This is a genomic window from Hymenobacter sp. J193 (genome assembly GCF_024700075.1).
GTDB lineage: Bacteria > Bacteroidota > Bacteroidia > Cytophagales > Hymenobacteraceae > Hymenobacter.
This window is the reverse complement of record NZ_JAJONE010000001.1, coordinates 3,263,659-3,278,513: the sequence shown is the minus strand read 5'-3', so window position 1 is coordinate 3,278,513 and position 14,855 is coordinate 3,263,659. Positions and strand designations below refer to the sequence as shown.

The 14,855-nt window shown below is 56.9% G+C and carries 9 protein-coding genes; 4 read left to right on the top strand and 5 right to left on the bottom strand.

From position 1 onward, the window contains the following. Positions 1 to 2 precede the first annotated feature (2 nt). From LRS06_RS14425 to prfB, 4 genes are all read left to right on the top strand, one after another. The gene (locus LRS06_RS14425; RefSeq protein WP_257872114.1) at positions 3 to 728 is read left to right on the top strand and encodes an ABC transporter ATP-binding protein; all 726 of its coding nucleotides are present in this window, start codon (positions 3 to 5) and stop codon (positions 726 to 728) included. 57 nt (positions 729 to 785) lie between these two features. Next, positions 786 to 1,334 carry a cob(I)yrinic acid a,c-diamide adenosyltransferase gene (locus tag LRS06_RS14420; RefSeq protein WP_257872113.1) on the top strand — a complete coding sequence of 183 codons (549 nt, stop codon included), beginning with the start codon at positions 786 to 788 and terminating at the stop codon, positions 1,332 to 1,334. A 54-nt stretch (positions 1,335 to 1,388) separates the two neighbouring features. Next, complete coding sequence (locus LRS06_RS14415) at positions 1,389 to 2,453, top strand: branched-chain amino acid aminotransferase (protein ID WP_257872112.1); 1,065 nt, start codon at positions 1,389 to 1,391, stop codon at positions 2,451 to 2,453. Between the two features lie 101 nt (positions 2,454 to 2,554). Further along, positions 2,555 to 3,632 (top strand): peptide chain release factor 2 gene (gene prfB, locus LRS06_RS14410; RefSeq protein WP_257872111.1). Its coding sequence is split into 2 segments (ribosomal slippage): positions 2,555 to 2,614 and positions 2,616 to 3,632, totalling 1,077 coding nucleotides; the frame shifts between segments, so codons are not numbered across the junction. Positions 3,633 to 3,736: 104 nt separating this feature from the next. Here prfB and LRS06_RS14405 read toward each other — a convergent pair. From LRS06_RS14405 to lon, 5 genes are all read right to left on the bottom strand, one after another. Continuing rightward, a complete protein-coding gene (locus LRS06_RS14405) occupies positions 3,737 to 5,401 on the bottom strand; it encodes a SusD/RagB family nutrient-binding outer membrane lipoprotein (protein WP_257872110.1) in 1,665 nt (554 codons plus the stop codon). A 15-nt stretch (positions 5,402 to 5,416) separates the two neighbouring features. Continuing rightward, positions 5,417 to 8,686, bottom strand: coding sequence for a SusC/RagA family TonB-linked outer membrane protein (locus LRS06_RS14400; protein ID WP_257872109.1), 3,270 nt, complete (start codon positions 8,684 to 8,686; stop codon positions 5,417 to 5,419). A gap of 663 nt (positions 8,687 to 9,349) precedes the next feature. Next, positions 9,350 to 10,759, bottom strand: coding sequence for an ATP-dependent protease ATPase subunit HslU (hslU, locus tag LRS06_RS14395; protein ID WP_257872108.1), 1,410 nt, complete (start codon positions 10,757 to 10,759; stop codon positions 9,350 to 9,352). A gap of 97 nt (positions 10,760 to 10,856) precedes the next feature. Next, positions 10,857 to 11,924, bottom strand: a complete 1,068-nt coding sequence (porQ, locus tag LRS06_RS14390; RefSeq protein ID WP_257872107.1) for a type IX secretion system protein PorQ — start codon at positions 11,922 to 11,924, stop codon at positions 10,857 to 10,859. A gap of 175 nt (positions 11,925 to 12,099) precedes the next feature. Further along, positions 12,100 to 14,568, bottom strand: a complete 2,469-nt coding sequence (lon, locus tag LRS06_RS14385; RefSeq protein WP_257872106.1) for an endopeptidase La — start codon at positions 14,566 to 14,568, stop codon at positions 12,100 to 12,102. Between the last annotated feature and the right edge of the window lie 287 nt (positions 14,569 to 14,855).

The following is a 14,855-nucleotide window of genomic DNA, read 5'->3' as shown; positions in this document are numbered from 1 at the left end:
CCATGTCCCCTCTTGTTATCGAAACCACGGATATTTCGAAGGTGTACCAGATGGGCACCGAACGAATTCACGCCCTGCAGGACGTGTCCATCAGCATTCAAAGAGGCGAGTACGTGGCCTTTATGGGACCTTCGGGCTCGGGCAAATCCACGCTCATGAATATTGTGGGCTGCCTGGATACGCCCAGCAGCGGCCAGTACGTGCTCAATGGCAAGGACGTGAGCCGCATGACCGACAACCAGCTGGCGGACGTGCGCAACAAGGAAATCGGCTTTATCTTCCAGAGCTTCAACCTGCTGCCCCGCGCTACTTCCCTCGACAACGTGGCGTTGCCGCTGATTTACGCGGGCTATAACAAAGCCGACCGCGAAGAAAAAGCCATGCTGGCTTTGCGCAGCGTGGGCCTCGATACCCGCGCCAAGCACCGGCCCAACGAGCTGTCGGGGGGCCAGCGCCAGCGCGTGGCCATTGCCCGCGCCCTGGTCAACGACCCCAGTGTACTGCTGGCCGATGAGCCTACCGGCGCCCTCGACTCCAAAACCAGCCACGAAATCATGGATTTGTTTGAGGCCCTGTACGCCAAAGGCAACACCATCATCATGGTGACGCACGAAGAAGATATTGCCAACTTCGCCCACCGCATCGTGCGCCTGCGCGACGGACGCATTGAGTCCGACGTGCTCAATCAGAACATTACCACCCACCACCTGTCGGCCACGGAACGGTAGCCTGGCGGGCGGCTGATGTCGTCGGCCCTTGGCTCGTTTGTTTCCGGCTTTCCTCTTATGAAGATTTACACCAAAACCGGCGACAAAGGCCTTACCTCACTTATTGGGGGCACCCGCGTTTCCAAAGCCAGCCTGCGCATTGATTGCTACGGCACCGTGGATGAGCTGAATTCCTACGTGGGCCTGGTGCGCGACCAGCCCATCAACGCTGCCCGCCGCGACCTGCTCAAGGAAATTCAGGACCGATTGTTCACCATCGGCTCCACTCTGGCCGCCGACCCCGAGAAGTCGCGCATGAAGCTGCCCGACCTGCACGCCGAGGATGTGGTACTGCTGGAGCAGCAGATGGACCAGATGAATGAGCTGCTGCCCGAGCTGCGCGAGTTTATTTTGCCGGGCGGTCATCAGTCCGTTTCCTTTGCTCACGTGGCGCGCTGCGTCTGCCGGCGGGCCGAGCGGCTGGTGGTAGCCCTAGCCGATGACGCCCCGGTAGCCGAGCTGGTGCCGGTTTATTTGAACCGCCTGTCCGATTTTCTGTTTGTGCTGAGTAGACTGATGGCCGTAGAGCTGGGTACCGACGAGGTTACCTGGAAGCCGCGCCATTAAATCCGTTCTTTCCCTATCCCACCCCACCCATTTCCCTGCTTACTTCCTGTTTCTATGCTCGACACCCTGACGATTCAGACGCAGCGCACCACGGCCTCCCGCTTGTCGCAGCTCGACCCTGAGCACATTGAGTTCGGTAAAATCTTCGCCGACCACATGTTTGTGGTTGACTACAGTGACGGGCAGTGGCAGGAGCCTCAGATTTTGCCCTACGGCGAAATGTCGGTTAGCCCCGCTACGTCGGCCCTGCACTACGGGCAGGCCATTTTTGAGGGCATGAAAGCCTACAAGAACGCTCAGGGCGACATTGCCCTGTTCCGCCCGCTCGACAACCTGCAGCGCCTGAATGCCTCCGCTGAGCGGATGTGCATGCCGCCCGTGCCCGAGGAGCTGTTCATGCAGGGCCTGGCCCAACTTATTCGCCTCGACGCCGACTGGGTGCCTGATGCCCCCGGCAGCGCCCTCTACATCCGGCCGTTCATGTTTGCCACCGACGGCTTCATCGGCGTGCGTCCTTCCGATACCTACCGCTTCGTCATCTTCACCTGCCCGGTGGGCTTGTACTACAACAAGCCGCTGCGGGTGCGCTTCGAGCAGAAGTACGTGCGCTCGGCCGAAGGCGGCGCGGGCTTCGCCAAGAATGCCGGCAACTATGGCGCTGCTATGTACCCCACCCGGCTGGCGCAGCAGGAAGGCTACAACCAGCTTATCTGGACGGATGCTTCCGAGCACCAGTACGTGGAAGAATCGGGCACGATGAACGCCATTTTCATCATCGACGGCCGCCTAGTTACTCCCGCTCTTAGCACGTCTATCCTGGATGGCATCACGCGCCGCAGCATTCTGCAGTTGGCCCGCGACTGGGGCATGACCGTGGAAGAGCGGAAAGTCTCCATTTTCGAGCTCCTGGAAGCCCAGCGGGCCGGTACCCTGCAGGAAGCCTTCGGTGTGGGCACAGCCGCTACCATCGCGCCTATTGCTACCATTGGCTACGAAGGCACGGATTTCGACCTGCCAGTGGCTGGAGCCGATGCCTTCTCCAAACGGGCTTCGGCCGCGCTGCAAGCTATTCGCACCGGCGAGGCCGCCGATGAGCACAACTGGATGGTGCGCATTTAGCCCGTCCTCCTATATTCAACGCCCGCTATCGGTTTCAGCCGGTGGCGGGCGTTGTTGTATAGCTACCTTTACGCTTTCTCCCATCACTCACAACTAACTCCATGACCTACGAACAGGTGAAGGAACTGAAGGGCCGCGCCGAGGCTCTGAGGAGGTATCTTTGACTACGATGCCCGCAAAGAACAAGTAGTACAGGCCGAAGCCCAGACCACGGCTCCCGACTTCTGGAACGACTCCAAAGCAGCCGAAATCCTGCTAAAGGAGATCAAAGCCCTCAAAACCTGGACCGACGACTACGAAGCCGTCCAGCAGGCCATTGCCGACACGGAAGTCCTGTTTGACTTCTACAAGGAAGGCGACGTAACGGAAGCCGAAATGCAGGCCGATTTCGACGCCACGCTCAAAAAAGTGGAGCAGTTGGAGTTCAAGCGCATGCTTTCCGACGAGGAAGACCAGCTTTCGGCCATCATCGACATCAACCCCGGCGCCGGCGGCACCGAAAGCCAGGACTGGGCCGAAATGCTCATGCGCATGTATATCATGTGGGCCGAAAGCCACGGCTTTGGGGTGCGGCAGATCAGCTACCAGCCCGGCGAGGGTGCCGGTATCAAGTCGGCTTCTCTGGAAATCGACGGGGACTTTGCCTATGGCTACCTCAAAAGCGAAATTGGTGTTCACCGACTCGTGCGCATCTCGCCCTTCGACAGCAGCGGCCGCCGCCATACGTCCTTTGCCTCAGTGTTTGCCTATCCCGTCATCGACGATACCATCAACATCGAAATCAACCCGGCTGATATCAGCTGGGACACGTTCCGGGCCGGTGGTGCGGGCGGGCAGAACGTGAACAAGGTGGAAACCGCTGTGCGCCTGACCCACGCACCGTCCGGTATCATCATTGCGGTGCAGATTGAGCGCAGCCAGCTCATGAACAAGGAACACGCCCTGCGTATGCTCAAGTCGCGCCTCTACCAGATAGAGATGGACAAGCGCCACGCCGAGCGCGACAAGCTGGAAGCTACCAAGAAGCGCATCGACTTCGGCTCCCAGATCCGCAACTACGTGCTTCATCCCTACAAGCTCATCAAAGACCTTCGCACCGGCATCGAGCGTACGGATGTGCAGAACGTGCTCGACGGAGACTTGGACGAGTACATCAAAGGGTTCCTGATGCAGAGTTGAGTTAGAGCCCTCAGTTATCTATCAGCTAAAACGCATTGCTTCTAAACGAAAAAGGGCTGCTCAAATGAGCAGCCCTTTTTGATAATTGCTGAAGACAGGATCGGTTAGTCAACCACGTCCCAGAAAATTTTGCTGTACTGCGTTACGCCGGTCGGTACGTTAGCAGAGTTGGTGCTCAACTCGCTCAACGGATAGAGCAGACGCGCTGGAAACTTAGCCTCTGCGGCCTGACCTGCAAGGGGAATTTTCGGAAAACCGGTACGACGGAAGTCATCCCAAGCCTCTACGCTGGCAACAGAGTTCAAAGCCAGGTATTTCTGGTAGATGATGATTTCCTGCTTGCCAAGGCCGCCTTTAGTGGTTGCAACATCAAAGTTCACCAGCGGGTTAGCCACATTGGCCCCACCAGCCTCGGTGGTTGCAATGAACGTATTGTACTGGTTGATACCAGGGGTTTCAGCCGTAGCTCCAGCTAGGGTAGAAGCGTTGATTGCGCCCAGCGAAGTGCTGGCCGGACGGTAGAAGTAAATGAACGAGGCTTTGATGCCGTCCAGATAATCCTTTTTGGCTTCTGCCTCGCCATTCGTGAAGAGTCCGCGGGTTTCAGCTTCAGCTTCGTTGAATTTCTGCTCGGCAAGCAGCATCAGGGGCGTTGGGGCGTTTGCTCCTTTGATGATGCCACCGCTAGCCGTGAGCGAGTTGGCACCCAGGAAACGGGAAGCCTGACGGGTGCTGGCCGAAGCCGTACCCACAGTAGGAGGCGAAGCTTCGCCCAATACACCACCAATGTAGCCCGGGGTGTTTACACCATCAATAACACGGGCACCTCTGGTATACAGCTGCGACACGCGGGGGTCGCTGTTGTTGACGTACTGGTCAATGATGTATTGCGTGGGCACCTGGTAGTTACGCTCGGTGGCGCCGGTACCAGCGGCGGTGTAGGCGTAGCGGTTGTACAGGGGGTTCTGCTGACCAGCGTTTATCGCGTAGTTAGGCTGCACTACCACGTCTGAGGTAATGAAACCGTCCGGAGCATTCTGCAAAGCAGCCAGCTGCGTCTTCACCTCATTATTGATAGCATCGCTGGCAGTTTGCGACTCACGCAACAGAATACGGAGCTGCAAGCTGTTGGCAAATTGCTTCCACTTGTCCATGTTGCCGCCGAACACAACGTCCTCACGGCTTACCAAACGGGCCGTTGCATCGTCGTGCGCTGCATCAATGTCAACAATGGCACCTTTCAGCTGTACCAGCAGATCGGCATAGATATCCTCTGCCTTGTCATACTTCGGCGTAACGTTACCAGCTCCCTTGAGGGCTTCCGAGTAAGGAATGTTACCGTACTGGTCTACCAGCAGCAAAAAGCCATACGCTTTCATGATGCGGGCGATGGCCGCGTGGTTGGGGAAACCGGTAGTGGCACCGCGAGTCTGAATGATGTTGTAGTCATTCAGGTTGTCGTAGGTGTTGTCAAACAGACCAGCGTAGTAAGCAGTGGAGTAGTTGTACGTCTGCTCTTCACCGTAACCGCTAACCGTGTTGGTTTTGGTCCAGTAACCGGCTGCCCAGCTGGCGTAGCTATTGTAGCTAGGGTTGTTGCCCGTATAGATAGCCGCCGTGTTGGTGAGGGCCTGAGCCAGAATGATGTCCGGCGCTACCGACTCCTGCGTGAAGGCATTCGGGTTTTCGTTGATGTCGAGGAAGTCGTCGCAGCTGGATGCAGCAGTCGTAAGCACTGCCGCAAACAGAATTTTGGGTAGTATTTTCATGAATGCGTAAGCAATTTAGAGAGTTACGTTCAGGGTTGCTCCGTAGAACTTGGTCGGCGGCGTGTTCAGGTTGGTGTTGATGCCGATGGCGTTCGAGTTGCTGAAGCTGAACTCAGGGTCAGTGTAGATGTTCTCTTTCGGTACCCAGGTAAAGATGTTCCGGCCGAAGAAGTTAATCGAAGCACCTTTCACAACACCGATTTTCGACACGAGGTCAGCAGGCAGAGCGTAGGACAGCGACACTTCACGGATCTTGAAGAACTTACCAGAAGTCACGTAGTTTTCAGCTACCGTACGGTTCCAGGTTGAGTTCTGGGCCCAGAACTCAGCACCACCAGGCGTTACACCTGACGTGTTCGGTACGTAGGTAACGTTACCACTAGCATCAGTTTGCGGAATAGCCGAGTTCGGGTATACGAAGTTTTCACGGTCGTACATCGTGCTGCGGGCACCGCTGCCGGTGAAGTCTAGATCTTCACCTATCGAGTTATACACTACATAGCCCGTGCGAAGTTCCCCTTGGCCGGCCAAAGTAATGCCTTTGAACGTCAACGAGGTGTTGAACCCGTATCTGTGCTTAGGCTGGGTGTTACCAGCGCCCAGCGTTTTCAGGTCACCTGCTTTCACGGGGTAGTAGTACTGCGTAGGGTCACCCGTCGGATCGTAGGCGTTGCGGGTAGGAGCCATTACGATCAGGTTACCAGGCGTACGCTGATAGTAGGACCCACGCAGGATCGGGAAAGGCTGGCCGGGAAGAGCATACAGCTGAGCGTTACCACCGGTTGATAGAGCAAGCTGGGTCAGGCCGCCGGGCAGCGAAACCACTTTGTTTGCATTGTAGTTGTAGTTACCGCCTACCGTCCAGGTAAAGCCGTTTTCCGAGCGCACTGGGGTCAGGTTCAAATCAATCTCCACACCGCGGTTTTCTACTTCCCCAGCGTTGATCAGGTTTGAGGCAAAGCCCGTAGCGCGGGAAATGCTCGTCGGAATCGTCTGGGCCTTACTGTTCTGTTTATAGTAAGTAACAGCCGTCGATACGCGGCGCTTCAGGAAAGCCAGCTCGATACCGGTTTCATACGAAACCGTAGTTTCGGGCTCCAGGGAGGCATTCACCAACTGGTTGCCAGCCGTGTAAGAGGCCGTGGCACCGAAAGGATAGCCTGCGCCAAGGTTGAACGTAGGCTGCAGTGCATAGGCACCAAAGCTTTGGTATACACCAGTGGGGCTATTGAAGGCACCGGAAGTAGAGCTACCGGGAAGGTTGATCTGGCTTACTTTGGTGATACCACCGCGAATTTTACCGTAATCCAGGAACGACGCGTCTTTCAGGGCCGGAATGGCATTGCTGAAAACAAACGAGGCGTCTAGGGCCGGGTAGAAGAAGCTGCGATTGTCTGGGTTTAGGACAGATACGTTGTCGTAACGGCCCGAACCGTGCAGGTAGACAAAGTCTTTGTAGCCTACGGTTGCATCGGCGTAGAAAGCTACCGTACGAACACGGGCGCTGGCATCAGAGCCGGTCAGGTTACCCACGCGGTTCGACAGGTTGTACAAACCAGGCGACGACAGGCCAGTAGAAGCAACGTTGCGGAAATCTGCGCTGAACTGCTGGATGTTGTTACCCAGAATGGCCTGCAGCGAAATGTCACCGAATGCTTTATCCATGCTCAGGTAAGCATCGGAGTTGATCCGGTTCTGATTGCTGGCTACATCCTGTACAAAGCCACCAGGCTGGTAGGATTTGTACGTATTTTCCAAGGTGTAGGTGCTCAGCAGCAGCTTGTTCTGATACTGCAGGCTAGACTGGTCAATAGCAGTAATACCAATGCGGTACTGCGCACGCAGCCAGTCAGTGATTTTGTAAGACAAATCAATGCTACCGATGATCGTGTTGCGACGATCTTTCGTGCGGTTGTTGTCCAGGATGTAGTAAGGGTTGTGGTAGAAGTTGTTGTAGTAACCGTCCGGCGAAGCGTAAGGATTGTTTTCCCAGTCCTTATAAGACGTCAGGGGAACCTGCACGCCCGTGTTGAACCAGTTCCAATACACCGACTCGTCGCGGTTAATGTTGGAAGTAGCATCTACCCGCTGCAGCGTGTACGACATGTTGGTCCCAATGGTCAGACGGTCGAACTCGTGCGAGGCGTTGAAGCGGAAGGTATTCCGGTCAAACTTGTCTTTGGGGACTATACCGTTGTTACGAACGTTCTGGTAAGAAGCGTAGTACTTGGTTTTTACGTCACCGCCGGAGAAGGTCACCGAGTTCTGCATCTGGTAGCCGTTGTTGAAAAACTTGCGCTTTTCGTCTTTACGGGCTACATACGGCATCATCTGCGTGGTGCCATCAGCCAGCACGTTGCCCAGCGGACGAACTACCCCATCGAAACGAGGGCCGAACTGCTGGTTTTCAAAGCTGTTGTACTGGTAGTCTTCGTTAAGGTCAACCGCGTTATTGGGAGCATAAACCTCACGGGTCTGGTTCCAAGAGTTGGCACCTACGCCAAACTGATCCTGGAAATCCGGCAGGAACGATACCGACTCAAACTGCGACGTTTGAGACAGCGTAACCTGCTGCTTGGTACCGCCTTTCTTGGTCGTGATTACCAGAGCGCCGTTGGAAGCCTGCGAGCCGTACAGAGCGGCGGCGTTGGCACCCTTCAGTACCGAGATGTTGTCAACGTCGTCGGGGTTCAAAGCAACCAGAGCGTCGTTGGTAGAGATGTTGCCGTCAATAACAATCAGGGCTTCGTTGTTGCCCAGCAGCGAACGGCTGCCGCGCAGCGTAACACGCACCTGAGGGCTTACACCAGCGCCAATAGTCTGGATTTGCAAACCGGATACTTTACCAGCCAGACCGTTGGTTACGTTGGTAACCCGTGCTTGCGTAACTTCCTTCGTGTCAAGCGTAGCCGTGGCATAACCCACCTGCTGTTGCTGACGCTGGATACCCAGAGCACCGGTTACGACTACTTCACCCAGCGTTTTCGTATCCGTAGCCAATCCTACATCAATGGTAGAAGCAGTACCAATAGGGCGCTCAACCTGCGTATAGCCTATTGAGGAAAACACGAGCGTAGTTGCAGAAGCAGGTACGCTAAGGGTATAAGTACCATCAGAGTTCGTGGATGCTCCGACAGTTGTTCCCTTCACGAGAACAGTTACTCCCGGCAGCCCCTGTCCGTTACTACGGTCAGTTACCCGTCCGGAAATAGCCCGATCCTGCGCCACGACCTGCTGCAACAGAGTCGTAATGAGCAGGAAACTCAGGAATAAGATTTTTTTCATGGACTTTTGGTTTGGTGAGTGAAAAGGGTAAAAAAGTGAATGATGATTGTCAAACGTACAAAAAATTATGATTCCAAGGATTATCTGCTGAGCAACGGTAGCAGGGTATTTTTATAAAACACGCCGGAACATTGGTCTTTTCTTGGATTCCTTGCATGCCTCACTGCTAAAAATTACGGGGAGTCGCACCAGACTTTTGATGCATTATACTATTTCTAACCGCAGAAAATGCCCGGAATGTCAACTGAGTCTGGCACCACTGCTCTGGCAAAGTGAGAAGAAAAGGGACCGGCTACCTGCAACCAATCCAGAATCGCTGATTGAACCTGCCCTCCGTGCCTTACTTCCTTTCAATCAGTGCACAATTTAGCAGGGTTTTATCATACATAAAAGCTGCTTCCATTCTTTATTCATTTCAGCAGGCCGGCTTCTACGTCCCAGCACCAGGCCATCTGCCTGCAGATAGCCCCCATCCTGCCAAGGTGCAACTCTCTTAAATGGATGCCATAAGCAGTATCTATGTATAGCACACTACTTAAAACCAACCTTCCAAGTATAGCTACTTCACTGCTGTGTGAGCCTGATATAGGTCCAGTGCCAAAATCAAAAAGAAGAGGAGGCAGCCTAGAGCTGCCTCCTCTTCTTTTTAGAATGCACATTCTGTCATAATATATACTGACTCAGGTCCCGGTTGCGGACCATGCTTTGCAGCCGTTCATCGACCAGCTCGCGGGTAATCAGAATGCGGGCATTGGGGCCGATGCGGTCGGGCACGTCGAAAAGGATGTCATTGAGCAGGCGACTCATCACCGTGTGCAGGCGGCGGGCACCGATGTTTTCCACATCAGTATTTACATCGAAGGCAATTTCAGCGAGGCGCTCCAGGGCGCTGTCGTCGAAGCTCAGATGCACCTCCTCGGCTTGCAGCAGGGCCTCGTACTGCTTGGTAAGGGCATTTTTGGGGTCTTTGAGAATCAGATAAAAATCCTCCTTGGTAAGACTCTGCAGCTCTACGCGAATGGGAAAGCGGCCCTGCAGCTCCGGTATCAGGTCCGAGGGTTTGGCTACGTGGAAGGCCCCGGCGGCAATGAACAGGATATGGTCGGTGTGGATGATGCCGTACTTGGTGCTCACGGCCGAGCCTTCCACGATGGGCAGCAGGTCGCGCTGCACGCCTTCCCGGCTTACGTCGGGGCCTCCCCCACCCTTGCCGCTGCGGCTGGCCACCTTGTCGATTTCGTCGATGAAGATGATGCCCGCGTTTTCGGCCAGCCGGATGGCTTCGTCCTTTACCTCATCCATATCGATGAGCTTGGCGGCTTCCTCATCCAGCAGAATCTTGCGCGCCTCGGCAATGGTGACTTTGCGCTTGCGGGTTTTCTTGGGCAGCATCGAGCCCAGCATATCCTGCAGGCCGGCCATGGAGGCCTCATCCATGCCAGCCGGACCGCCGACCACGCCGATGCCCGCCGTGGGGTTCTGCTGCACTTGAATCTCGATTTTGCGGTCATCCAGCTCCCCGGCCCGGATTTTCTCCCGAAACCGCTCCCGCGTCCGCTCATTCAATTCCTGATCGGAATCAGGCACGGTGTTGGTGTCGGGACTTGGACCGAGGCCCGAGGCCCGACTGAAGCCCGGGCTGCTTACGGGCGGAATCAGGGCATCGAGGATGATGTCTTCCACAGCCTGGGCGGCCTGCACCTTCACGGCTTCCTTGCGGCGCTGCTTCACCATGTTCACCGACTGCTCCACCAGGTCGCGCACCATGCTTTCCACGTCGCGGCCCACGTAGCCTACTTCCGTGAACTTGGAGGCTTCGACTTTGGTGAAGGGCGCATCGGCAATGCTGGCCAGGCGACGGGCAATTTCAGTTTTACCTACGCCAGTCGAGCCAATCATCAGAATGTTGTTGGGCACGATTTCGCGCTGCATATCCAGCGGGGCGTGCAGGCGGCGCCAACGGTTGCGCAAGGCAATGGCCACGTGACGCTTGGCGTCGTGCTGGCCAATGATATACTTATCCAGCTCGGCCACAATCTGGACCGGCGTGAGAAACTGGGAGGAATCGAGCATAGAAAAAGCAAAAAGACGGACAAAGGGCCAGATTCGGAGCATCATTCAAGCGTTGCCCTGGTAGCCGCCTACCCGTACGAAAAAGTGCTGTCCGGGGCTAGCTACCCGGGTCTTTCTGGAAAATGGAAGCCAGGCTACGGGAAAGGGTGAAATAGTTGCTGGCCCCGCTGGCGTGATAGTAGGCGCGGGTGTAGTCGAACTGGAACTGGCTGATGCGGAACGTGACGCCGAAGCTCAGGCCAGCCCCGGCCGAACGGGTATCGAGGCGCAGCTCGCGGCGGCGCAGGTGGTTGTAGCCGATGCGCACGTTGAAGTTCTTGCTCAGAATCAGCTCCCCGCCTACCACAAAATGGCGGGCAATCTGATCACCCACAGTTTTCTTGGGTTTCTTTTCTTCATTGTTTTCGTCGAGGGCGCCGCGCTGGGTGGAGTCGAGGTACACGATGTCGAACTGCTGCAGATTGTGCGCCGTAATGGACATGCGCAGGGGCATGTGCTCGGGCTTGATGGAAGCGCCGATCTGCACATCCAGCGGCATCGGCTCCCGGTCGGCGCCGGTATAGGGTTTGAACTGATAGCCCAGGTTTTTCACTGCCAGCCCCACCGTGAAATCTTTTGTGGGATGCTTAAACAGGCCGCCCGCATCAAGCAAAGCACCCAGCGCGTGGTTGCCGGCAATACCCGACACGGCTAGCTTGGCCGTGCCCGCCATGGTAAACGGGCCCGTCGTTACGGACTTGGTGACGCCCAGCGCGTACTCGTTCACCGAAAACTCGCCCAGCGGATTGCCGGCCGGGTCGAACTGCTCGAACTTGCCGTAGTTGAGGTACGTGAGGCCGAAACCCAACCGCCCCAGCCGGTCGGAGTTGTGCACGTAGGTGGCGGTGCTTTGCTTGATGTCCGACAGGTAGTCGATATAGGTAAGCGAGGCGCGGCCGTCCATCTGCTCGTTCAGTAGCGCCGGGTTGCCATAAAGCATGGTCACGTCGGCATCGTAGGAAGAGACGTTGGCGCTGCCGAGGCCGGCCAGCTTGGCGCTGGGCGGTAACGTCAGAAACGAAAATGCCCGCTGCCCACCCAGCTGAGCCAGGGCCGCCGGGCCGCTCAGCAGCAACCCCAGCAGCCAGCTGCCAATACCTATCCGAATGCGTAGCGCGTGCGTCATCTGCTGCTTTAGTTGCCTGTATTCCGTTGTTGGTTGTCAGTCAGGCCATTGAGAGCAGGTTTCTCTGGCGGAAGCTTTACTTGCCGGCCTACGATTGCCAAACCAGACATTACTTATTACCGAAAGCTAACACCCAATAACGAACAACTGACAACCAACAACGAATAACTGCCACTTATTGTACCTCTACGCTGGCCCCAGGCAGCGGCAGGACCTCGTCGCGCACGACCAGCTTCATCGGATGGGCCACTTTCTCCTCCAGCAAGGCCACGCGCAGCACGTCGTCTACCCGGTCGGCGTAGTGGATGGTGAGGTCCTTGAGGTATTCGGCCGAAATTTCGTCGATGTCCTTACGGTTTTTGTGGCAGAGGATAATGTCGCGCACGCCGGCCCGCTTAGCTGCCAGAATCTTTTCCTTGATGCCGCCCACCGGCAGCACCTTGCCGCGCAGGGTGATTTCGCCCGTCATTGCCAGGTGGCTGCGGATTTTGCGCTGCGTGAACACCGAGGCAATGCTGGTGAAGATGGCAATGCCAGCCGACGGCCCATCCTTGGGCACGGCGCCCTCCGGGAAGTGAATGTGCAGGTCGTACTGGTCGAAGAGGCGGTAGTCGATGTCCAGTTCCTCGGCCCGGCTACGCAGGTAGCTTAGCGCCGTTACGGCCGATTCCTTCATTACGTCGCCGAGCTGGCCGCTGAGCGTGAGCTTGCCCCGCCCCCGGCTTAGCAGGCTTTCGATGAACAGAATGTCGCCGCCCACCGAGGTCCAGGCCAGGCCCGTGACTACGCCGGCGGTTTCGTTGTCCTGGTACTGGTCCCGGTCGAATATGGCGGCGCCCAGGATACGGGCTACGTCTTTGGGTTCCAGCGTGGGCGGGTACGTTTCCTTCATGGCTTTGCTTTTGGCCACGTTGCGCACCACGCCGCCCAGCTTGCGTTCCAGGCTGCGCACCCCACTTTCGCGGGTGTAGTCGTCGATGACGCGCTGCAGGGCCGGCGTGCTGATGTTCACGTCCTTGAGGCCCAGGCCATGCTCGTGCAGGAGCTTAGGCCAGAGGTGCTTTTTGGCAATCTGGGTTTTCTCCTCCAGGGTGTAGCCCGTCAGGTCGATGATTTCCATCCGGTCGCGCAGGGCGGGGTGAATGGTATCCAGCGAGTTGGCCGTAGCAATGAACAGCACTTTCGAGAGGTCGTACTCCACTTCCAGGTAGTTGTCGGTGAAGGTGGCGTTCTGCTCGGGGTCCAGCACTTCCAGCAGGGCCGACTGTGGGTCGCCCCGGAAATCCGACGCCAGCTTATCGATTTCGTCGAGCACGATGACGGGGTTCGACACGCCGGCTTTCTTGATCTGGGAAATAATGCGGCCCGGCATGGCACCCACGTAGGTTTTGCGGTGCCCCCGGATTTCGGCTTCGTCGCGCACCCCGCCCAGGCTCATGCGCACGTACTTGCGGCCCAGGGCCTTGGCTACTGAGCGGCCCAGGCTGGTTTTGCCCACGCCGGGCGGGCCATACAGGCACAGAATGGGCGCTTTCAAGTCATTTTTCAGCTTGAGCACGGCCAGGTACTCAATGATGCGCGCCTTCACCTTTTCCATGCCATAGTGGTCCTGGTCGAGGATTTTCTGGGTGCGCTTCAGGTTGAAGTTATCCTTGGTGTACTCGGCCCAGGGCAGATCCAGCAAAAACTCCACGTAATTCAGACTCACCGGGTACTCGGCGGCCTGTGGGTTGATGCGGCTGAGTTTGTCGATTTCCTTGCTGAAGTGCTTGGCCACGGCCTCCGACCATTGCTTGGTTTTAGCCCGCTGGCGCAGCTTTTCCACTTCCTGGTCGGGCCCGTCGAAGCCCAGCTCATCCTGCAGCACTTTGATCTGCTGACGCAGGAAATAGTCGCGCTGCTGCTGGTCGATGTCGGTGTGGACCTTCGTCTGAATTTCGCGCTTGATTTCCAGCAGCTGAATTTCCTTGAGCATCAGCTCCAGCAGCTGGGTGCCGCGCTGCACGCCATCGGGTGTTTCCAGGAGCTGCTGCTTCACGCCCACTTCCACGTTGATATTGGAAGAGAGGAAATGCGTGAGGAAAGCCGGCGAGTCAATGTTGTCCAGCGCCACCTGAGCTTCCTGCGGAATTTCCGGGTTCAGCTTCATCATCTTGGTGGCCGCATCTTTCAGCGACGCCACCAGCGCCTTCACTTCCTTGGATTTCTTGTTCGGAAACGACTCCGGGAAGTACCGCACCCGCGCCGTGAGGTAGGGCGTTTCCTGCTGCAGCTCCTCAATCTGAAACCGACTCTGGCCCTGAATGATGATAGTCGTGTTGCCGTCGGGCAGCACCAGCAGCTTCAGGATTTTGGCCATGGTGCCCACCTGGTAGAGGTCGGCCAGGGCTGGGTCGTCGCTCTGGCCGTTCTTCTGCGCCACCACGCCTACTATTTTATTGCCCCGGTAAGCTTTGCGCACCAGCCGGATGCTTTTTTTGCGGGTGACGGTGACGGGCAGCACCACGCCGGGGAACAGTACCGTGTTGCGCACGGGCAGGAGCGGCAGCACATCGGGGGCCTGGTCGGCGGGCAGCGGCTGCTCGGGGTCGGCAGCTACCACGGATACCAGCTCGGCCGGGTCGTCGGAAGAAGAAAGCAGCATCAGGCGAGAAAAAGCGCTAGGCGAGGAAGGGTCGTTGCTCATAGGAGGAGAAAGGCCGCAGCGGTGCCAGATTGGCAGCCCAGCGGAACCGGCCGCCGCCGCAAGAAACGGAAGCTGCCGAATATACTGAATCGGCAAGCGCTGTGCCACGGCAGCGGGTCTGTCAATTTAGGTGGCGGGGCTGCCGGCCCGGCAGTAGCGACCGGGAAAGTGGCATGCGTGAGAAACGTAGAAATTCTCCTATTTTTGAAGCTACCCAGCCGCAGCCGTCGTTGCGGCTTTCCCTA

Coding starts and splice junctions, on each gene's coding strand:
- LRS06_RS14425 (WP_257872114.1), top strand. CDS start 3: ATGTCCCCTCTTGTTATCGAAACCACGGATATTTCGAAGGTGTACCAG.
- LRS06_RS14420 (WP_257872113.1), top strand. CDS start 786: ATGAAGATTTACACCAAAACCGGCGACAAAGGCCTTACCTCACTTATT.
- LRS06_RS14415 (WP_257872112.1), top strand. CDS start 1,389: ATGCTCGACACCCTGACGATTCAGACGCAGCGCACCACGGCCTCCCGC.
- LRS06_RS14405 (WP_257872110.1), bottom strand. CDS start 5,401: ATGAAAATACTACCCAAAATTCTGTTTGCGGCAGTGCTTACGACTGCT.
- LRS06_RS14400 (WP_257872109.1), bottom strand. CDS start 8,686: ATGAAAAAAATCTTATTCCTGAGTTTCCTGCTCATTACGACTCTGTTG.
- hslU (WP_257872108.1), bottom strand. CDS start 10,759: ATGCTCGATTCCTCCCAGTTTCTCACGCCGGTCCAGATTGTGGCCGAG.
- porQ (WP_257872107.1), bottom strand. CDS start 11,924: ATGACGCACGCGCTACGCATTCGGATAGGTATTGGCAGCTGGCTGCTG.
- lon (WP_257872106.1), bottom strand. CDS start 14,568: ATGCTGCTTTCTTCTTCCGACGACCCGGCCGAGCTGGTATCCGTGGTA.